The organism is Gaetbulibacter saemankumensis DSM 17032, from assembly GCF_000425645.1.
GTDB lineage: Bacteria > Bacteroidota > Bacteroidia > Flavobacteriales > Flavobacteriaceae > Gaetbulibacter > Gaetbulibacter saemankumensis.
Genome location: NZ_AUDV01000005.1, coordinates 174,453 through 197,051 on the forward strand (window position 1 = coordinate 174,453; position 22,599 = coordinate 197,051).

General features: G+C 36.4%; 17 protein-coding genes. 15 read left to right on the forward strand and 2 right to left on the reverse strand.

The features are described 5' to 3' along the window. Positions 1-146: 146 nt before the first annotated feature. Positions 147-4,514 (reverse strand): translocation/assembly module TamB domain-containing protein, encoded by a 4,368-nt coding sequence (locus H611_RS0100820; RefSeq protein WP_051238685.1) that lies wholly within the window; start codon positions 4,512-4,514, stop codon positions 147-149. Between the two features lie 258 nt (positions 4,515-4,772). Between H611_RS0100820 and tsaD the strand changes: the two genes are divergently transcribed. Genes tsaD through H611_RS0100855 form a run of 7 tightly spaced genes read left to right on the forward strand, consistent with a single transcriptional unit; the run spans position 4,773 to position 10,637 of the window. Continuing rightward, positions 4,773-5,795, forward strand: coding sequence for a tRNA (adenosine(37)-N6)-threonylcarbamoyltransferase complex transferase subunit TsaD (gene tsaD, locus H611_RS0100825; protein WP_027136564.1), 1,023 nt, complete (start codon positions 4,773-4,775; stop codon positions 5,793-5,795). Positions 5,796-5,820: 25 nt separating this feature from the next. Then, positions 5,821-6,465: a peptidylprolyl isomerase gene (locus H611_RS0100830; protein WP_027136565.1), complete on the forward strand. Its 645-nt coding sequence runs from the start codon at positions 5,821-5,823 to the stop codon at positions 6,463-6,465. Next, the gene (locus tag H611_RS0100835; protein ID WP_027136566.1) at positions 6,465-7,172 is read left to right on the forward strand and encodes a 16S rRNA (uracil(1498)-N(3))-methyltransferase; all 708 of its coding nucleotides are present in this window, start codon (positions 6,465-6,467) and stop codon (positions 7,170-7,172) included. The genes H611_RS0100830 and H611_RS0100835 overlap by 1 nt, the downstream gene beginning before the upstream one ends. After that, complete coding sequence (locus H611_RS0100840) at positions 7,172-7,822, forward strand: DUF4159 domain-containing protein (protein WP_027136567.1); 651 nt, start codon at positions 7,172-7,174, stop codon at positions 7,820-7,822. The genes H611_RS0100835 and H611_RS0100840 overlap by 1 nt, the downstream gene beginning before the upstream one ends. Before the next feature lie 19 nt (positions 7,823-7,841). Continuing rightward, positions 7,842-8,342, forward strand: coding sequence for a TrmH family RNA methyltransferase (locus H611_RS0100845; protein WP_027136568.1), 501 nt, complete (start codon positions 7,842-7,844; stop codon positions 8,340-8,342). A 22-nt stretch (positions 8,343-8,364) separates the two neighbouring features. Further along, positions 8,365-9,453 (forward strand): AI-2E family transporter, encoded by a 1,089-nt coding sequence (locus H611_RS0100850; protein WP_027136569.1) that lies wholly within the window; start codon positions 8,365-8,367, stop codon positions 9,451-9,453. A 5-nt stretch (positions 9,454-9,458) separates the two neighbouring features. After that, positions 9,459-10,637, forward strand: a complete 1,179-nt coding sequence (locus tag H611_RS0100855; protein WP_027136570.1) for a THUMP-like domain-containing protein — start codon at positions 9,459-9,461, stop codon at positions 10,635-10,637. Between the two features lie 14 nt (positions 10,638-10,651). Here H611_RS0100855 and H611_RS0100860 read toward each other — a convergent pair whose 3' ends face one another. Beyond that, complete coding sequence (locus tag H611_RS0100860) at positions 10,652-11,107, reverse strand: RNA methyltransferase (protein ID WP_035483110.1); 456 nt, start codon at positions 11,105-11,107, stop codon at positions 10,652-10,654. Between the two features lie 346 nt (positions 11,108-11,453). On the opposite strand from H611_RS0100860, the gene H611_RS0100865 reads away from it, so the two are divergent. From H611_RS0100865 to H611_RS0100900, 8 genes are all read left to right on the forward strand, one after another. Then, on the forward strand, positions 11,454-11,879 hold the full coding sequence (locus tag H611_RS0100865; protein ID WP_027136572.1) for an amidohydrolase family protein: 426 nt from the start codon (positions 11,454-11,456) through the stop codon (positions 11,877-11,879). Between the two features lie 11 nt (positions 11,880-11,890). Beyond that, complete coding sequence (locus H611_RS0100870; protein WP_035483113.1) at positions 11,891-13,228, forward strand: metal-dependent hydrolase family protein; 1,338 nt, start codon at positions 11,891-11,893, stop codon at positions 13,226-13,228. 16 nt (positions 13,229-13,244) lie between these two features. Beyond that, the gene (locus H611_RS0100875) at positions 13,245-14,579 is read left to right on the forward strand and encodes a metal-dependent hydrolase family protein (protein ID WP_027136574.1); all 1,335 of its coding nucleotides are present in this window, start codon (positions 13,245-13,247) and stop codon (positions 14,577-14,579) included. 6 nt (positions 14,580-14,585) lie between these two features. Further along, entirely contained in the window at positions 14,586-16,214 is a 1,629-nt protein-coding gene (locus tag H611_RS13735; protein ID WP_051238671.1) for an amidohydrolase family protein, read from the forward strand. A gap of 18 nt (positions 16,215-16,232) precedes the next feature. Next, on the forward strand, positions 16,233-17,921 hold the full coding sequence (locus H611_RS13740; RefSeq protein WP_051238672.1) for an amidohydrolase family protein: 1,689 nt from the start codon (positions 16,233-16,235) through the stop codon (positions 17,919-17,921). 102 nt (positions 17,922-18,023) lie between these two features. Then, the gene (locus tag H611_RS0100890) at positions 18,024-19,628 is read left to right on the forward strand and encodes an amidohydrolase family protein (protein WP_211223783.1); all 1,605 of its coding nucleotides are present in this window, start codon (positions 18,024-18,026) and stop codon (positions 19,626-19,628) included. Between the two features lie 12 nt (positions 19,629-19,640). Then, on the forward strand, positions 19,641-20,885 hold the full coding sequence (locus H611_RS13745; RefSeq protein ID WP_051238673.1) for a carbohydrate porin: 1,245 nt from the start codon (positions 19,641-19,643) through the stop codon (positions 20,883-20,885). Positions 20,886-20,912: 27 nt separating this feature from the next. After that, positions 20,913-22,250, forward strand: a complete 1,338-nt coding sequence (locus H611_RS0100900; protein ID WP_027136576.1) for a metal-dependent hydrolase family protein — start codon at positions 20,913-20,915, stop codon at positions 22,248-22,250. The last annotated feature ends 349 nt before the right edge of the window (positions 22,251-22,599 follow it).

Sequence of the window (22,599 nt, forward strand, 5' to 3'; positions counted from 1 at the left end):
TGACAGTAAAATTAATAAAGAAAAACCATATATCTATGGCATTTTTTGGATTTTAACTAGAGATTTAATACTATAACGTTTGAGTTAACAAAAAAATAGGCCTCTAATTAAAAATATGTCAATCGCATGGTTTGAAACTGTTTAACTTATTGCATTTGAATATATTCTGGAAGCGCTTCTTCTGCTTCTTTTTGGGTTTTAACCTGAAGTTCTTGTTCTTCCCTTTTTGCGTCCGACTTTTTAAAAAGATTTCGAATTAATTCCTGAAACGTATCAAATTCAACGTTATAAGATATACCAATACCTTGGGTATACCCAATATCTTCGCCAAAATTTCTAATACTATTTTCTCTATTAAAAACTTTTGCTGTTAACGTACCTTCTTCGTTAAGTAAAAAGTCTATTTCAACATCACCGGCCACTACCGTTTGTGTTGCATTAGCCTCCCCTACCGGCACTGCTACTTTTCCATTGATTAAAACACGATCACTAATTTGTGTTTGCAGTGTCACACCAAAACGATCTCCTGTTTGATAATCAGGCCTGTTTTCCCCTACTTCATAATTGAGTCCTATATTCAACTTATTGTCTCCAGCTGTAAAAATACCATTAACAATCCCATTAAGGCGTTCGGCTATAGTACCTGAAAAACTCAATTCGCTTAATCCTCTTGAAAACGCACCCGTTGACAATAAATAAAGCGCTTGGTTTTGTCTGTCTTCATTGGATTCCAATCGATAATTCAACTCTGATTTTACAGTAGAACTCACGTTAGGGAAATTAAATTCAAAATCAGGTTGTGGTTGATCCAGTTTACCCGATAAATTGATTTGTAGCTCCACCGGAATACTCCTATTAATAGGGTTATCCAATAACGGGGAAGGATTGGCCTGCGTTTTATATATCGCCTGCATTTTAATATCAGCCTGTAATGGATCACCTTCCCAGTTTAAAGTTCCTCCTGGCTGTACTATAAATTCTTTCTGAATTAAGCCTCCATAAGCAAAATTATAAACCCCTTCGAAAACAGAGAAGTCACCGTACATATTAAATTTGCCATTGGTATTAATTTCAACTAATAAACCACCTCGTCCACGACCTTTTAAACCGTGCCCAGAATTTTTATCGATAATAATTTCCACTTCGGCATCTTTAGTAACGTCTAAATCGAACTCCAAATCTAAACCATCTAATTCCGTAAACAATAGTTTTTTCCCCTGGTTTTTAGCACGTTTTTCTTCTGCTGTAATAAAGTGTATATACGTGTTATCACCAAAGGACTCAGTATCATTTAAAGGGATTTTAAATACGGTTCCTGGCTTGGTTTCACCAACTACACTTATTACCAATTGCTCCGTTGGTCCCTTTATACTTGCCTGCCCCCCTAAAAATCCTGTTCCATAATAAAGAGCATCTTCACTTTCCGGCGTATCTAGCACCAATAAGTTTTGCGTACTTACATTTAAATCTAAATTCCATTTTGAAAAATTCACATGTGAAATCCATCCATTAAAATCGCCCTTGGAGTTATATTTAGTATCGGACAACTTAACATTATTAAAAATGAAACTTTGATCTTTGAGTGTGATAGACGATTTAGGGGCAAAGTCATAATCGACATTTAAATAAGGGATTCCAATACCACCATTATCAAGGACTAATTCTCCATTAATACCTGGGCGTTTTAAATTGCCTTTCACATTAACTCTACCCGTCGCAATTCCACGAATATTTGAGAGGATATCTTGAAGTAAAGGGTTTAATGGTTGCAAATTAAATCTATCAAAAACTAAATCAACATCTATATAAGAGTTGTTTCTAGCAATGCTAATATCTCCTGTAGCCAAAAATGATTTTTTTACATCATCTTTTATAGTCAAGTCGACATTGTAATTAGTTAAGTTATCATTGCCTATTATTTTGGCATCAAATGAGCCTAAATTAAAATCATTCACAACAAAATCATCTATTACAATGTTTGAATTTGGCAAATAACTTCCGTTCTGTTGTAAAATATCAAGTTTACCATTCACTATACCATTTAAGGTTAAGCCTTCTAATTCTGGCGTGATTTTTTTAAGCCTTACATTATAAAAATCAAGATTTATATCTTTTTGAGTAGAATCTTTTATAAATCCAGCTAGTCTAATTTCTTCTTCATCATTCTTAACAATAAAATCATCAATCTTAAAAGTACTTAATGCTTTATTAAAAGCTATTTTGTTAGATTTATTATTCTCCGTATTAATATTCCATTTAGCATTTTTAATTGTAACATCAGACTTTTTAAATCCTACAACAGACTCTCCTTCTTCATTTATAGTATGATATAAATTCAGATTATAAACATCCTTGTTTTGTTTTCCTCCACTAAATTCTGAGCGCATAAACAAGGTATCGTTGAGTGTTACATTAATTAAATTGAATTTAGAAACGTCGTAATATTTAGTTTTTAAACTATCAACTTCTACATAAGTATTAAACAATGGATTGCTGTTATCGACCTGCAACTCTATGTTGTCTACAAAATAATCAAGCAGTTTAATTTTTGGTGACTTAAAAGTTAACCTAAACCTCTTGGCATCACTTTCCACGGCACCTCTAATAAATGTGTTTTTTCCCAATTCTATTTCTGGGTAAATTACCTCAATAATCTTATTATAAATTTTAAAATTAAAATCTATGGACTGATTGCTCGTTACCTCATGTGGCACATAATTGGTATAAATTTCTCCTAACGAATTTTCAAATAATTTTTTTAAATCTCTAAATCGAAATCTACCTTTTAGTTCTCCTTCTATAATATCTGGAGAATTAATAGCTATATGACGGATACCATCTTCGAATTTTGAAGAAATATCAAACTGATTAAAATAATAGGTGTCAATTTGATTTTTATAAGATGTGTTTCTAAAAGCTATTTTACCATAAGCATCATCAAATCCACTAGCATTCATATTCATTTTCACATTACTTTTGAAAATGGATACCTCATGGTTTTTTATAAAATTAAGAGTATTTAATTCAGCATAATCGACATTGGCTTCAAAATCATACTTATTAACATCGCCCGAAAAATCTACCAATCCTAAAAAATTAAGTTTTAAATTTCGATCGTTAGCTATTAAACTTCCATCAAATATTTTGTTTCTAACATTACCCGCTACCTTGATACGCCGATAATTATAATTATTAAAAACAAGTTCGAAAATATCACCTTTTACCTGGGTATCGATATTTTCGACTGTAAAACCACTTCCTTTAACTTCAAAATTTAAAGCACCAACCCCTACGATGGGATCATCTAAAAAAATTCCGAAATCAAAATCTTCAAAAGCTATCTTTCCCTGATAAGAAGCATTGTCAATATCGTTTACCTTGGTGATTTGCAAATTGGAATCAATAAAACCTAATTCGGTATTTATCTCAATATCGGCATTAACGGTCGATGATGTTATCTGAGTATTTCCATAAATTACGAAAGCCCCTAATCGACGAAGTGATGTAGGTAAAGCTTCACCAAGTACATTGGGTAATAAATCTTTTAAATCCTGATGAGTTGATGTTAAATTTCTAAAATTACCGTCTAAGAAAAAATTACCTTCTTCTTTGTTAAAGAGGTTTTCAAAGCGTATATCCCCATTTATTTTGGTGTTTGAACTCGTATTAAGTTGTAAATTTTTAGCCGTTAGATTATTTAAGGTTCCTGATAAATCAACACTAAAGTTAGCGACTTGACCTTTACCAAATTCATTATAAAAGGTATTAAGTTCATCTAAAAGAACACTAGAATCTGCAAAATTGGCTTTTACCTGTACCTTATCAGTAAAAAATTGCAAATCTTCTCTATTGTAATTAAACTCTAACTCCCCTTGCAAAATAGAATTAGGAGTTTTTATCTTTAAATTAGCAAATTGCATATCTGCCGGGGTATACTTAAAATTCGTGCTTAAATTTTTTAAAAATACACCTCTACTATCTTTGAAGGATAAAGTATTAACACGCATCCCAACATCACTTCCGTTAATTAAGAAGTTCGTTGCATTAATGTTCAAATCGTTTAACTCCAATAAATTTATTGTTTCCCTATTTTCATCTATTAATCGAAAAATCCCATCGTATATAGAAACGTCACTTGACGACATTAAAAATTGTCCTTCTCTGGTATTAGGGTTATCACTTTCAAACCGAGCAACAAAAACATCCAAATTGGTATCCCGTGTTCCCTCATAGGTTTTAATATTAAATACCAAATCTATAATATCTATATCACCAAAAGTTAACTTCCCATTAATTAAGTTGCTTATACTAATTATAGATGTATTCAGTTCTTGAATGCTAATTAAAGTGTCTTGCTTATAATCTTCTATATAAATATTTTTAAGTTCTACATCACCATTAAACTGCAGGCTCAATCTATCAATATTTATATTCGTATTAAATTCGTTATTAAGTTTGGAAGTTGCAATATTACCTAAACCCGTTTGAACAATTGGCAAAGAAAGTACCAGCACCAAAATGATGAATAAGAGAATTATTATTCCCGCGAATTTGGATACTATTTTAAATATTTTTTTGATACGTTTTTTATTTACTTAGCACGTTTGTTTCAATTACTTACCCGAAAACCTTTAAATGATTTAAATAACTTGATAATCCTATTAGATTTTTAAAAAAATATTTAAGTAGTTTTGTAACTACATTTAAAATTCTGATAATGATTAAACCTATTAGAATTCAAAATTAACAATTATTATGCCCAATTTTAATTAATGGCTACACAAAATATTTACATTTTAGGAATTGAATCTTCTTGCGACGACACAGCAGCTTCTGTAATTCATAATGGTCGCATTTTAAGTAATGTTATAGCGAGTCAGAAAATCCATGAAGAATATGGTGGTGTTGTCCCTGAATTAGCCTCTCGAGCACATCAACAAAATATCGTTCCAGTAGTACATCAAGCACTTAAAAAAGCTAATATTACAAAAGACCAACTACAGGCCATTGCCTTTACAAGAGGCCCCGGATTAATGGGATCTTTATTAGTGGGTACCTCTTTTGCTAAATCTCTGGCTTTTGCTTTAAACATTCCGTTAATAGCTGTTAACCACATGCAAGGCCATATACTAGCTCATTATATTGATGAGGATGGTTTTGATAAACCTCCCTTCCCTTTTTTAGCGATGACCATTTCTGGAGGACATACCCAAATAGTTCGTGTTGATGATTATTTCGATATGACAGTTATTGGTGAAACTATTGATGACGCCGTTGGTGAAGCTTTTGATAAAAGTGGTAAAATTTTAGGTTTAGGTTATCCTGCGGGTCCAGAAATAGATCGTCGGGCAAAACTTGGCAACCCTAAAGCATATAAATTTACTAAGCCTAAAGTTGATGGCTTAAATTTCAGTTTTTCCGGACTTAAAACTGCTGTTCTTTATTTTATTCAAAAGGAAGTAAAAGCAAATCCTGATTTTATAGAAGAAAACTTAAATGATATTTGTGCTTCCATTCAGTATACCATTATTAACATTTTAATGGATAAACTAAAGTTAGCTTCAAAAGAAACAGGAATCAAGCATATTGCTATTGGTGGTGGTGTATCTGCCAATTCTGGTGTTAGACAGGCCTTAAAAGACGGTGAAAAAAAATATGGCTGGACAACCTATATTCCAAAGTTTGAATTCACTACCGATAATGCCGCTATGATAGCCATTGTAGGGTACCTAAAATATCTGGAAGGAAATTTTTCGAAACAAGATGTAGCAGCCTCAGCCCGATTAAAAATTTAACAACTTAACCTATATAACCTCTTAAATGAAGAAAAAACTACTCTTATTTTGTATTATTAGCAGCTTATCGCTTTCTCTATGGGCACAAAGTGAAATCGAAACCGATTTAGCTAATATTGAAACTACAGAACAAGCCAATGATTACATCCGGACCAAACCACAAAGCACGCAAAAAATTGTAGTTTTCAATGAGGAAAAACACAAAACCGTTTTAGCTAAGGAATTGTTCAAAATGAATAAAGGGGGTGTGAAAATAGCACATAATGATTATGAAAAAACCTATTACAAAGTAATTGACAACTACAAAATTCCATATTACCGTGTAAGATATATTTATTTAAATGGTAACGAAATGACTACTGAAGCTATCGAAACCACTAAAGAGCAGATAGTCATTAAACACAAACAAGGCGTTCCATTTTCTTTTTTAGCAAAACAGTATTCAATGGACACCAGTGCAAAACGTGGTGGTGATACTGGCTGGTTCAAATCTGGTGCTAATCGCTTTGAATTTGAAAATGACGTTACGAGTAATACGGATGATCTGAATAGCATTTTCACGATTGAATACCCTGAAAACCAAAGTTATTATGTAATTTTAAAATGTTTCGAACCTAAAACTATTTCAGAAATAAAAGTTTTAAAAATTATAGAACCTATAGAGTCCTAATGCAATTATTTTATAGTCGAGATATTACCGAAAATAGCCGTTCGTTTACTTTCGATAAAGAAGAGAGTAAACATATCGTTAAAGTATTGCGTAAAAAACAAGGTGATACACTCTACATTACTAATGGCAAGGGTTGGCTTTTTATGAGTGAAATTATTGTTTCAGACATAAAAAGTTGCACGGTTAACATAGTAACTAAAAAATTAGAAAAAAAACGCAATTATAAATTGCATCTGGCAGTGGCACCCACAAAAATGAATGATCGCTACGAGTGGTTTCTAGAAAAAGTAACCGAAATAGGCATCGATAGTATAACGCCTGTTTTTTGTGATCATAGCGAACGGAAGGTTATTAAACCTGAACGTTTTGAAAAGATTATTCAATCAGCGATGAAACAATCATTAACTTGTTATTTACCAAAGCTTAACGAGGCGGTTAGTTTTAAAACATTCATTTCTCAATCTTTTGAAGGCGATTGTTTTATAGCTCACTGCGAAGAAATGAACAGAAAATCTTTAAAGCAGGAATTAAAACCTAACAAGGAAGTTACAATATTAATTGGTCCTGAGGGAGATTTTAGTCTGAATGAAATAGACTTAGCCCTACAACATAATTTTACCCCGGTAACTTTAGGAGAAACGAGATTAAGAACAGAAACAGCTGCCATTGTCGCTAGTCACAGCGTAGCCTTTATAAATGAAATATAATGAAACATATCACCTTATTAATCGTTTTATGTTTTGCTTTCATACCTATAGACGGTAAGGCTCAGGAAATAGCCCTGTTAAAGTATAAAGGAGGTGGTGACTGGTATTCAAACCCGACGGCTCTTCCCAATCTAATTTCATTTTGTAATAAGTTTATAAATACTAAAATTTCATCAAAACCTCAAGAAGTTGAAGTAGGTAATATCGATATATTCCAATACCCTTATGTACACATGACAGGACATGGTAATGTGTTTTTTAGTGAATCTGATGCGCAAAATCTTAAAAACTATTTAATTTCTGGTGGTTTTCTCCATATTGACGACAACTACGGATTAAAACCTTTTATAACCAAAGAATTAAAAAAGGTATTCCCGAATAATGATTTAGTTGAAATTCCTGCTTCTCATATCATATTTCATACGGCCTTTGAGTTTCCCGAGGGCTTACCAAAAATTCATGAACATGATGGTAAGCGTCCGCAGGCCTTTGGTATTTTTTATGAGGATCGTCTTGTTTTACTATTTACTTATGAAAGCGATTTAGGCGATGGCTGGGAAGACCCTGAAGTTCATAACGATTCAGAAGCCGTCAGGACAAAAGCATTGCAAATGGGTGCTAATATTATAAAATACGCTTTCGAAAACTAGTTTCGATTAACCAATGGACATGCAGCTAACTCACTACACAACGCACTTTAAATCGCGAAAATTCCCAATCACTTTAATTTGCGACCATGTAACTAATGCTCCCAATATTGGAAGTTTATTTAGAATTTGTGATGCCTTTGGTGTAGAAAAACTAATACTCTGCGGTAACGATATTACATTAGGGCGTAAAATGTCAAAAACGTCTCGAGCTACAGAAAAAGTGGTTTCCTATGATATTCAGGAATCTGCTTTAGAGACAGTTAACCAATTAAAAAAAGAAGGCTATCAAATTATATCCCTTGAAATAACAACAGAAAGCCAGCCCATTCACCAATTTAAGTTTTCCAAAGAAAAACCTACAGTATTGGTCATTGGCGATGAAAACTTTGGGGTTTCAGAAGCTATATTAAACCAATCTGACTATATTTTACATATCGAAATGTTTGGACATAACAGCAGTATGAATGTTGTTCAAGCTACAAATGTTGCTTTATATGAGTTCACTAAGCAATTATTGTAAACGGAATTTTTATATTTACTAAATGAATTCGAAAATCATTGCTAACGGTATTTTACGAGCCATAGGGATTTTACTTTCTATTGTGCTGCTATTCTATTTTCTGTATAAAATACAAGCTGTTATTGCTTATATTGCCATTGCAGTAGTTATTTCCTTAATTGGGAGACCTGTTGTTATGTTTTTACGCAAACGTCTAAAATTTAAAAACACGCTTGCCGTTATTTTTACTATTACAATTCTTTTAGGACTTATACTAGGTTTAGTAGGATTATTTATTCCATTAGTTATTCAACAAAGCCAAAACCTATCGCTTCTAAACATCACCCAGTTTCAAAATAATTTCGGATATCTCTATGACGAAATATTAAAATATTTTAGTGTTCATAATATTAATTTAGAAAAAACAGTCAAGCAGCTTAATCTATTGTCTAAAATAGATTATTCGCTCATTCCTAACTTTCTAAATTCCGTAATAAGTGGTTTTGGAAATTTTAGTATTGGATTATTCTCTGTTTTATTTATATCCTTTTTCTTTCTAAAAGACAGTATGTTATTTGAAAGTGGACTTTTCACATTCATTCCTAATAGTAAGGAAGCACATTGGAAAAACTCTTTAACTAAAATTAAAGATTTATTATCAAGATACTTTGTTGGCTTAATCTTGCAAATTCTTATACTTTTTATAATCTACACCATTGGCCTACTAATAATAGGTATAGAAAACGCTATTGTTATTGCTTTTTTATGTGCTTTATTAAATCTAATTCCTTATATAGGCCCTTTAATTGGTGGGTTTTTAATGCTTACTTTAACCATGACCAGTCATTTAGGTGAAAGTTTTAGCGACATTATTTTACCAAAAACATTCTGGGTGTTTATCGTCTTTATAATTGGCCAATTAGTTGATAATTTCGGAAGTCAACCCTTTATATTTTCAAAAAGCGTAAAGTCGCACCCATTAGAAATATTCTTAGTTATTATTATTACAGGAATCCTTTTTGGTATTATTGGATTGATTTTAGCTATACCTGTTTATACCGCGATAAAAGTTATTTTAAAGGAGTTTTTATCTGATAATGAAATCGTAAAAAAACTTACCAAAAATTTATAGTCTCCTTGAATCCATTCATTTTAAATAGTGATATTCAAAAATTCATTTCTGATAATTTGAATACCGATATAAATAGCTTACTCTTAAAAGGTACATCCTTTCCGCAAATTGAAACAAAGGAGCTTATAGAACAAATTGAAGCCAAAAAACGTTGCGAAAAGAAACTTCCCAGCTGGTTTCATACAAAAGGCATTTATTTTCCGAATAAATTAAATATAGAACAAACATCATCTGAAGCTACGGCCAAATATAAAGCCGAATTAATTCAAGGCGCCAGTATTATTGACCTTACTGGAGGTTTTGGTGTTGATTGCTACTATTTCTCAAAACGGTTTCAAAGTGTCACACATTGTGAAATCAACCCAGAGTTATCTGAAATTGTTACTCACAACTATAAGCAACTATATGTAAAAAATATTAAAACATGTTGTGGTGATGGCATACAGTATTTAAAAGATACCTCTGTACATTGTGATTGGATATATGTAGACCCTTCCAGACGTCATGATAGTAAGGGAAAAGTGTTTTTTCTTAACGACTGTATACCCGATGTCCCTAAAAATATTGATTTGTTATTTGGTTGTTCAAAAAACATATTAATTAAAACCTCACCCCTATTAGATATTTCGGTTGGTTTAAATGAACTCTCCTGTGTAAAAACCATTCATGTTGTAGCACTAAAAAATGAGGTCAAAGAACTGCTTTGGGTTTTAGAAAAAAATTACAAAGGAGAAACAAATATAAAAACCATCAATTTAAATACAGCCCCTGATCAGTACTTCGAGTTTAAACTAAGTGATGAAAAACTGGCAATGGCTACATATAGTGAACCAAATAACTTTTTGTACGAGGCAAATTCAGCTATCCTTAAAGCAGGTGCTTTTAACAGTATTTCTCAACAACTTCAATTATGTAAATTGCATCAACATTCACATCTTTATACAAGTAACACCCTAATAGATTTCCCCGGGAGGACTTTTAGAATAGAAAGTGTACACCCGTATAATAAAAAAGCATTAAAAAAATTAGGCATTTCTAATGCAAATATCACCACGCGAAATTTCCCTGAAACGGTAGATGGTATTCGTAAGAAATTTAAAATTAAAGATGGAGGTAATCGCTATTTATTTTTTACCACGGATATAGAAAATAACAAAATTGTAATTGAAACCACAAAAATTTAAATATTTAGACTAGATTAAGACCGCTGTTTATTTAAACCTCTATCGTACATAACAATACTACCCGCAACAGAAACATTCAAACTCAATTCAGAATTAAATTTCACCAAAAAATGAGCCTTCTCTATAGCTTGTCTCGATAAACCATGATCTTCGGCACCTAATAAATAAACACAACGTCTAGGATGCTTAAAAGTTTCCAAAGGTTCTGCCCTATCATCTAATTCAACGCCAACTAATCTGGCTCCCTTAGGTAAATTATTAAAAAAATCTTCGAAGGTATCGTAATGAAAATACGGCATGGCTTTTACTGCATTATGTGTATCGCATGCTTGCTTTGCATAACGATTACCAATAGTAAAAATAAAACTGGCACCCAAATTCTGCGCTGATCGCCATAAAACCCCTAAATTTTCCGGAGTTTTTCCATTTTGAATACCAATACCAAAATATTCGTTTGTAAAATTATCCATAGCGTCCAAAAATATGACTTCTCCAGATAATATTAAACATTATTATTCACTAAGTAATGAACGATCTAAATGCACATAGCCTCCATCAAACGTAATTATAAAACATGTCTTATGATTTTATTAATTTTTAGAAATAAAATTCTTTATTCCCTCATCAATAATATCATTTATCTACTCATACATATTTCTACTCAAATTCTGAACAGACAAACAAAACCTGTTAGTAATCAAATATTAAGAAATCATTAAACATATCAAACAATTTTATTTTAACATAAATTTTACTATTTTTAGTAACGAACATTTTTTGACTAATTCAAATAATTAATAATTTAACCTTCCCTCTATGAAATTAAAAACACGCTCACCAATATTAGTATTACTAATATGTTTTGTTATTTCTGGCTACAGCCAAAACGTTAATCTTTTTAAAAACGCTAATGTATTTGACGGTGTAAACGAAAAACTTATTGAAGACACCGAGATTCTTATCGATATTAATCTGGTAAAACAGATAGCCAAAGGCATCAAAGTACCAAAAGGTGCTGAAATTATTGATGCTACAGGCAGAACAGTGATTCCTGGCCTTATTGATGCGCACTGGGATACAACCTACGCCTATATTCCTGCCGCTGTACTACTTGCAAATCATGGCGATATGCCTGAAGTGGCTATTAGAAGAATGACAGGGGCTAAAGAAACCTTATTTGGAGGATTCACTACCGTAAGAGACCCGGGAGGTAATCCATTCGCTATTTCTAATAATTTCTAACACCTAATATTATGAAAAAAGTACTTCATTTATTCTTTGTTACTTTCATCGTAACAACTATGAGTTTTATCTCTTATGGTCAAGATGCCAAAAAAACAACCCTTATTACCAATGCCAAAATCTTTGATGGGGTTAATGAAAAATTGATTGAAGGCGATATTCTTATCGAAAATAATTTAATTAAAACCATTGAGGCCTCTATAAAAGCTCCAAAAGGGGCCAATATAATAGACGCTCAAGGTAAAACCGTAATTCCCGGTTTAATTGATGCGCACTGGCATACTACCTATGCTTACACACCCGCAGCAGTTCTTTTTCTAAATCAGGGCGATATGCCTGAAGTGGCTATTCGCAGTATGACGGGAGCAGAAAAAACCTTACTACGTGGGTTTACTACAGTAAGAGATCCAGGTGGTAATCCATTTGCTATTAAAAAATTAATTGATTCCGGCGAATATCCAGGTCACCGTATCCTTCCTTCCGGTCCATTTATGAGTCCAACCTCTGGACATGCCGATTATTACGGAAAAACTGAAGTACCAAGGGATAAAGACTACATCAATTATTGGGAGCGAAATATGATGGCCATGACTTCTGATGGTGTTGATGAAGTAAGATTAAGAACCCGTGATATTCTTAAATACGGAGCTACTCAAATAAAAATCACTACCGGTGGTGGTGTTGCTTCAGAGTTCGATCCTTTAGATGTGAGTGAATATTCAGTAGATGAAATCAAGGCCGTTGTTGAAGAAGCCAACAATTATAACACCTATGTAACATCACATGTATATACAGACCGAGGGGTACGTACTTCTATAGAAGCAGGTGTTAAATGTATAGAACATGGTTTTTTTGTAACTGAAGAGACCCTGAAATTAATGAAAGAAAAAGGCGCCTGGATTTCCCTTCAACCGGTTTTCAAAGAAGACATGACATGGGATAATCCTTTAAGTCAGCATAAATTCGAAGGTATTGTAGAAGCTATTGACAAAGTATTTCCACTGGCTAAAAAAGTAGGTGTAAATATTGCGGTTGGTAAAGACCATCTTTTTGGTCCTACTACTGCTATTCAACAAAACGAATATGTGGTTCGCCTAGGAAAATGGTTTACGCCTTTTGAAGCCTTAAAAATATACACCTCTGAAAATGCTCGATTACTAGAAATGAGTGGACCTCGCCACCCCTATCAAGAAGGTCCTCTTGGGGTTGTTAAAGAAGGAGCCTATGCCGACTTAGTTATTGTGGATGGAAATCCTTTAGAGAACCTGAGTCTCATAGCTGATCCAGAAAAGAACTTTGTAGTAATCATGAAAGATGGTAAAGTGTATAAAAATACTATTGACAAATAATATATATATATATATTATGAAAACAAAAATTTATTTCATTTCAACAGTACTCATGCTGTTCATGCTAAGTGTTAGCACTTATGCTCAAAATGATAAAACAATTACCCTAATAAAAAATGCCAAAATCTTTGATGGCGTTAATGAGAAGTTAATTGACGGTGATCTTTTAATTGAAAACAATTTAATTAAACAAGTAGGTGGCAGCATTAAAGCGCCTAAAGGTGCTGAAGTAATAGATGCCGAAAACAAAACGATAATTCCGGGACTTATTGATGTGCATTGGCATATGGCCTTGGCAGAACTACCCATGACTTTTATCCTTTCTGGAGACGCCTATGAAGTTGGTATTAGAAGCACGCTGGCCTCACCTAAAACCCTTATGAGAGGTTTTACTAGCGTTCGAGACATGGGAGGTAATGTTTTTAGCCTTAAAAAGCTCATCGATCAAGGGTTAGTCGTAGGACCACGTATACTGCCTTCCGGACCAATGATTAGTCAAACAGGGGGGCATTTTGATTATCGCCTGCCTAATGAAATACCAGATCAATTAGGTAATATGACTTACTGGGGCGAAGTTGGCATGACCGCTATAGCCGATGGGGTTTCAGAAGTTCGCAAACGTACCCGCGAAGCGTTTATGCTGGGTGCATCTCAAATTAAAATTGCTGGTGGCGGTGGTGTAGCATCTAGTTATGATCCTATTGATGTACGCCAGTATTCTTTAGAAGAAATGGAAGCTATTGTAGATGTTGCCAATAGCTACAACAGTTATGTAGGTGCTCATATTTTCACAGACGATGCCGTACAAACTGCGGTAAAAGCAGGAATTAAAAGTATTGAGCATGGTATGCTTATGGGCCGGGAAACCCTTCAGATGATGAAAGAGCATGATGTATGGTTAAGTACTCAGCCTATCTTGAACGATGAAGACGCTGATAAGTTTCCAAACCCGGAATCAAACAGAAAATTTGTGGAGGTAACAAAAGGAACCGATAACGTCTACCAACTTGCAAAAGAAATAGGCGTGAATATGGCTTTTGGAACCGATTTATTTATGGGTGCTGAGAATGCGGCAAAACAAGGAAAATTACTCGCTAAGCTAACTCGTTGGTTCACCCCTTATGAAGCACTAAAGATAGCTACCTCAGAAAATGCTAGAATGATGGAATTATCAGGGCAAAGACATCCCTATAAAGAAGGTCCTTTAGGTGTAATAAAAGAAGGCGCTTATGCCGACCTAATTATTGTAGATGGCAACCCATTAGAAAATTTAAATCTGGTAGCCGATCCTGAAAATAACTTTAAAGTAATTATGAAGGATGGTAAAGTCTACAAAAACACTTTAAAATAATTTATTATGAATATATTCCCACAATTTATTAATTCAAAAGGGCTCACATGGATTGCTTTTATTTGCTTATTCAGTATAGCAGTATTAACAAGTTGTGGGAATAAATCCAATAATGCTAATACAGAAGCTAAGTTCTCTTCCGACACAGAGTTTGACGTAGTCATATTGAATGGCCGTGTGATGGATCCTGAAACGAATTTTGACGGTCTCCGGAATGTTGGTGTTTTGGATGGCAAAATAGCTCTGATTACAGAGGAGTCTATCTCTGGAAAGGAAACCATTGATGCCTCGGGACATGTGGTGGCACCTGGATTTATTGATATTCATTCCCATATTTCAGATTTCCCATTCGGACAAAAACTAAGCTTACGAGATGGGGTAACAACACCCCTTGATATGGAAGCGGGTGCTTATCCAGTAGAGGCTTGGTATGCCAAGTTAGATGGGAAATCTCAAACGAATTATGGTGCTGCTGTATCTGCTGCGGCCGTGAGAGAAATTTTCGCAAATACAGCTTATAAATCAAATACAGCTTCCATACTTTTGGATGCCTTTGACCCTCATAACGAAAGTGGCTTCAACATGTCATTGACAGATTTTCTTCCATCGCCGGAGCAGATTAATGAAATGGAAGCCATGCTTGAAAAAGGAATTGAGCAAGGCGCTCTAGGTTTGGGGGCCGTACCCGGTTATATGACTCGAGGTACGACCAGCCGTGAAACCATCATGTGGCAAAGGTTAATGGGAGAGCATGGTCTTAGTACCGTGCTTCATGGCAGATTTTCCAGTCAAATGCCACCCACCACAGGAATTCTTGGAACTCAGGAAATGCTGGCAAGTGTCGCTGCCTATGGCGGAGGGCTATATGTTAGCCACATTCACCAGCAAGCATTAAATTATACCCCTACGGCTATTGATCTTATAAAAGCCAGTAAAAATAATGGACTGAAAACGGTTGCAGCCATTTATCCTTATTGGCAAGGGGCAACTGTAGCTGGTGCAGACTATTTAGCTCCGGATAATTATCAGAAAAATATGGGACGTAGCTACGAAGATATTATTGAAGTGGCTACCATGAAACCTCTTACCAAAGAACGCTATGACGAGTTGTTGAAAACACAACCCGGAGCATCTGTCATCTTTGGAGGGGTGAAGGAAGAAATTATGCTTCAGGCATTAGCAGACTCCAGTACGCTGATAGAATCTGATGCTGCGCCATTATCTATTACTGAAACCGGAGAGTTAGCTCTTGATTGGTCAACACCTTACGAATCTACGCAAGGGCACCCCCGCGGGGCAGGATCCCATGCCAAAGCTTTACGTTTGGTCCGTGAAAAAAACTTAATGCCACTCATGCTGGCCATATCAAAAATGAGTTATATGCAGGCCAAGTTTTTGCAAGAAAATGGTGTAGAACAAATGACAAGAAAAGGTCGCGTTCAAGAAGGCTCAGATGCTGATATTACCATTTTCAACCCGGAAACCGTTACCGATAATGCCACCATGGCAAAAGGCGGTTTACCTTCTACTGGTATTCCTTATGTTATAGTAAATGGAACTATAGTTGTAAAAGATTCTAAGGTATTGGAAGGTATTTATCCCGGTCAACCGGTACGGAATAAAATCCTAAATTAAAAAATAAGCTCATATATCATGAAAACTCTATTACGATGTAAAAGTACACCCGGTACTTCCAGAATTTTAACAAGCTTACTCTTTACCCTTGTATTTTGTAACTTACTCATTGCGCAGCAATATGATTTAGTAATCCTTAACGGTCGCGTTATGGATCCAGAAACCATGCTGGACGGCCAGTTCAATGTGGGTATAAATAACGGTCGGATTGAGATTATAACACCCGACAAAATTACTGGAAATAAAACCATAGACGCCACAGGCCACGTCGTTGCCCCAGGATTCATCGACTTACACTTCCATGCACTGGATGGCCTGTCTCTGAAGCTCGCTGCTCGAGATGGTGTTACCACCGGTATGGACCTCGAGGCAGGAGCCATACACGTTGCAGAATGGTACGCCGAGAAAGATAAATCTGGTTGGCCGCTTAACTATGGGACTGGAGTGAGTCAGGAAATGACTAGAACGCGGGTACACGATCCCGAAGTAGATACTGGCGGATGGCATGATGCCACCTCTGTATTCGAACTGCGGGCTCAAGCTGTAAAAACGGATGGCGTACCCGGTTGGTCTGTTACTCGCAGCAATTTAGATCAGATGAATGAGATTCTGGGTTATATAGACGAGGAATTGCGTCAGGGAGCCGTTAGTCTCGCATCGACCATTGGCTACATGAGTGAAGGGGTGACTACATTTGAGATGTATAAAACACAGGAAGTCGCCGCAAACTATGGTCGCGCTCTTGGTGCCCATGTGCGCTTTCATGGTAATCCCAGCAATCCTGAGGGGTCCCTAGGTACCAGTGAGCTTCTCGCCAACGCAATGGTCCTTGATGCTCCTTTTTCAATTAACCACGACAACGAATATGGATGGTGGGAGAATGAAGATAAACTGCAAAAGGCGCGCGCTCAAGGGTACAATGTCTGGTCTGAATACTACCCCTACTCTGCTGCTTCAACAGCGATTTCGGCTGATTTCTTCTCTCCTGAAAAATTTAAAATTCTCGCTGGTGGCAGAAAATATGAAGAGACTATCTATGACCCTATACAGGACAAATTCCTTACCCAGGAAGAATGGGAAAAAACTTCTAAAGAAGATCCGGGACGCACGATCTTTGCTTTCAATCCCAAGCGAGATGAGTGGCTACCCTACTGGTTGCGTATGCCACATATGATTGTGGCCTCTGACGCGATGTGGTCGGGCAAGGGAATTGATTCATGGGATCTACCACCAACAGATTATGTTGGTCATCCACGTACAGCAGGTACCCGTGGTAAAGCTTTAAAAGCAGCTCGTGAAAATGGCGTACCGTTAATGTTCACTATTGCACAGATGGCTTACTGGCCAGCATATCATTTAGGCCTGACCGGTCTTGAGGGGATGCAGGAGCGAGGACGACTCCAGGAAGGTATGGTAGCTGACATTACTATCTTTGATCCTAAAAACGTACAGGATAATGCCACCTATAAGGCAGGTGAACAAGGTTTACCTACCACAGGAATTCCTTATGTTATCGTGAACGGTGTGCCTGTTGTAGATAATAATAAGTTTCAGTTAGATGTTAGACCTGGGAAATCTATCCGATTCCCTGTGGAACCAAAAGGTCGATTTAAACCGATTACCATAAAGGAATGGAGCAGAGACCATACAATTTCTGGCTTTACTATTGATGCCGGGGCGCTTGGCCAACCAAGTTCAGAAGACTAATTGGATTAAACATATAAACCTAAAGTTAAGTATTAATATTAAAAAACAAATAAAATGAAAATTTCCAAAAAAATTCTATTTTCTCTTGTTATACTATTCAGCATGAGTTGTATAACTCAACTACAGGCTCAAGATTACGACCTTGTCATTCTTAACGGCCGCGTTATGGATCCAGAAACGATGCTTGATGCCAAATTAAATGTTGGTGTAACAAACGGTAAGATTGCCATTATTACTCCTAATAACATAACCGGAAAAGAAACTATTGATGCTACTAACCATGTTGTAACCGCTGGTTTCATCGATACGCATTTTCATGCTCTTGACGGTTTATCATTAAAGATGGCGGCAAGAGACGGGGTAACAACAGGCATGGATTTGGAAATTGGTGCCATTTCTGTAGATGAATGGTATAAAGCTAAAGAAAATGCATGGCCTTTAAATTACGGCACTGGAGTGAGTCATGAAGGCATTCGTATTCAAGTACATGACCCTGAAACGGAATTACCTACTTGGGCGGATGCTCCTGTTCTATTAGGAAAACTGCGTGCTGAGGCTTGTGCCGATGGCATTTGTGGATGGCAGGATTCTACAAGTAATATAGACCAATTAAACCAGTTACTTAAACTAGCCGATACAGGTATGCAACAAGGGGCCGTAGCCTTCTGTTCTACCGTTGGTTATATGGTGAAGGGCGTATCTACCCTGGAAATGTTTAAAATGCAGGAACTTGCAGGGAAATATGGAAGAGCTTCCACAGCCCATGTTCGCTTTCATGGTAATCCCGTACATCCACAAGCTTCTCATGGTACCGATGAAATACTAGCCAACGCCCTTGCACTGAATGCGCCATTACTTCTTTGCCATAATAATGATTTTGGATGGATGGAAAATGAAGAAAAACTGCAGCTCGCCAGAGAGCAAGGTTTCAATGTTTGGTCTGAATACTATCCATACGATGCCGCTTCCACATCCATTTCTTCTAGCTTTTTCGCTCCTAACATGTATAAGGATGTATTTGGTCTGTCTTATGAGGAAACCATGTACGACCCTATAGCTGACAAATTCCTAACAGAAGAAGAATACCTGAAAACAAGTAAAGAAGACCCTAGTAGATTAGTGGTTGTGTTTAGCCCTAGCCGAAAAAAATGGTTACCAAACTGGTTACGCATGCCTCATATGACAGTGGCTTCAGATGCTATTTACTCTGGTAAGGGTGTAGACTCATGGGATCTTCCGTTTAGCGATTACCAAGGGCACCCTCGTACTGGAGGCACAAGAGCTAAAGTATTTAAGTTAGGTAGAGAACTTGGTGTACCACTAATGTTTACCTTGGCTCAAATGTCCTATTGGCCAGCCAAACACTTAGGTGATGCTGGATTGGAAGCTATGCAAATGCGTGGTAGAATGCAAGAAGGTATGATTGCTGATATCACCATTTTTAACCCTGAAACAGTAACTGATAATTCAACCTATAAATCTGGAGAACAAGGTCTCCCTTCCACCGGTATTCCTTATGTTATTGTAAATGGTAAGCAAGTAGTAAAAGATTCGAAATTTCAAAAAATATGGGCCGGACAACCTATCCGCTACCCGGTTGTAAATGAATCTAAATACGAGTCTATTAGTGAAGAAAAATGGTTAAACCATCGTGCTATTTCCACTTTTTCTCTTGAAATGGCAGAGCATGAAGATCATAAAAATTAAAAAATATAGCACATGAAATTATACATTGTTAATATACTGTTTGGACTTTTAATTACATTTCAAATTTGGGCACAACAAGATTCAACGAAGTATAGGGATGTTTCTGGTCCAGGTTCGGTGATCCAACAAATAAATATTGATAAAGCCGATAATAAAATTAAAGCCTGGTATGCACTGGATAGTTTAGACCAAATTAAGAATCGATTTTATGAGAAATCCGGCTTTATGATTACAATGGACTACAACATTATGGCCATGTCTGCAACAGAAGTAATTAGTAATAATCACTCTGCAGCCAGTGGTGTTTTTCGGTCTTATGGTAAATACAATTTTGTTGGTAGAGGCACCTCGCATGAAGGAGGACTTATATTTAAAGTAGAACACCGACACAAATATACAGAGAACCCGCCTCGTGAATTTAGCCTCTTCGATGTTGGTTATGCCGGTTTAGTCCAATCCGTCTTTAATGATCAAAAATGGCGGGTAACTAACCTGTATTGGAGACAAACTTTTGGGTCGAACAGAATTGTTGGATATTTCGGATTTGTTGATATGACAGACTGGACGGATGTACATGCTGCAGCGAGTCCTTGGCTCAGTTTTAATAATCCGGATTTTGCCACAGGCTCTTTAACTATTGGTGGCTTATACCCCGATGGTTCTTTAGGATTAATGATGAGTGCATGGTTATCTGAAGAGATGTACGTAGTAGGAAGTTTAACAGATGTTAATGGTCGGGCCACAGAATTCTGGAAGAGTTTCGACACTTTCTTTTCAGAATTTGAAACCGTTAAAACCCTTGAAATTGGATATTCCCCTGGTTTATCAAGTGTGTTTGTTAAAAATGCACACGTTACCTTTTGGCAAACCGATAAGCAATCTGGTTACGGATTGCCAAGCGGTTGGGGTGTCGCAGGGTCCTTCAGTTGGCTACTCGGAGACAAACATTTACCCTTTATTAGGGGTGGATGGGCTAAGGATGGAGGAGCCTTTTATGATGCCTCATTAAGTTTGGGATACACCTATAATATTGCAGGACCAAATACATTTGGTGCGGGTATAAACTGGAACAGCCCAAACGAGAACACTTTTGGAACTAAACTTAGAGATCAGTTTTCTTCAGAAATTTTCTATAAATGGCAGGTAACCCATCACTCGGAATTAACTCCAAGTATACAGCTACTTGCAAATCCCGCTTTTAATACAAACAAAAATTTCACGGCAGTTTTTGGCATAAGAAGCAGATTCTTTATTTAAAATAAATGATTACGAATCTATAAAACAATGAAAAAACTATTTATACTAACGTTCGCGGTTCTATTTTCTTTGAATCTCCTCGCTCAGGAGAAGAAGGAAGCAGTAACCCTTATTAAAAATGTCAACATCTTTGATGGGAAAAATGAAAGATTGATTCCCGGATCAGATGTGATGATAGAGGGTAATATGATCAAGGAAATAGGTAAGAACCTTTCTTTCCAGGGAGCTACTGTTATTGATGCCCAGGGCAAAACCCTTATTCCGGGTTTGACAGACTGCCACACACACATTATGTGGAATGCCGACATTGAAGAACTGATTTATAGCGCTCCTGAAGGATATGTAGGTGCGCTTGCGGCGCTTAATGCAGAAAATATGCTGATGCGGGGCTTTACCACCGTCAGAGATATGGGTGGCCCTAGTCACGGCCTCAAGAAGGCCATTGACGAAGGGGCGATTCCTGGTCCACGCATACTACCCACGGGAGCGTTCGTTTCGCAGTCCTCCGGTCATGGAGATTATGATTCGAGGATGTTTTACCTCTCGAACCATTTTACAGGCCAAATAGATAAGGCCTATATAAGGGGCTGGACAATTATCGCTGATGGCGTGCCTGAAGTGCAAAAGGCCACACGAGAAATATTAAGAGCCGGTGCTTCCCAGATCAAGATTTTTGGAAGTGGTAGCATAACGGGGGCCCATGACCCCTTAGACGTGACCGAGTACACGATTGAGGAATTGAAAGCCATCGTGAAAGAAGCTGAGCATTGGGGTACATATGCCGCAATCCATGCCTATAGTTCGGAGTCCATTATGAACGCTTTGGAAGCGGGCGTTCAATCCATTGAACACGGACTTTTTGCCTCAGAGGAGGCTTTTCAGTTAATGAAGGAAAAGGATGCGTTTTTCTCTACCCAGTTCTTAGCGTTTTCTCTTACGCCGGAAGAAGCAGGTATGAAAGGACCTGCCGTACCCAAATATTTGGAAGCCCAGGCAGGGGCTGCAAAAGGATACGAACTCGCCAAAAAAATAGGCGTAAAGATGACGTGGGGTACTGATATTCTTGGTTCTTATGAGCTGGCTAAACTTCAGAATCAGGAGTTCGTGGCGAGATCAAAATACTTTAGTGGATTTGAGATATTGAAACAGGCCACCTCAAATAATGCTGAGCTATTTGAGAGAAGCGGGAAAAGGCATCCCTACCAGGAAGGTCCTCTGGGTGTGATTACCGAAGGTGCATATGCCGACCTGTTATTGATTGATGGAAACCCCCTCGAGGACATTAAGCTCTTAGCAGATCATGAAAAAAACATCCAATTAATCATGAAGGATGGAATTGTTTATAAAAACACATTAGGGAAATAGACCTAAAAGCGACGTGTTTATGTCTCACTTAATGATTGTGGAGTTTGCTAAATAATACTTGGTTGCTCTTCGAAATGAATGTAAACAAATAATAAAATAATTAAAACCATGAAGAATCAGTTACGAATTGTTAGTAGTATTTGGGTCGTTCTGCTCAGAACAAATCTCTATACTCAAGAGCAAACCGGTGTTGCATCAGCTGAAGATATTGCCATTTTAACAAAGTTCTAATTTTGGAATAATTGACTTAAAAAGCTTAAGATATACTGCTACTTGCAAATCCCGCTTTTAATACAAACAAAAATTTCACGGCAGTTTTTGGCATAAGAAGCAGATTCTTTATTTAAAA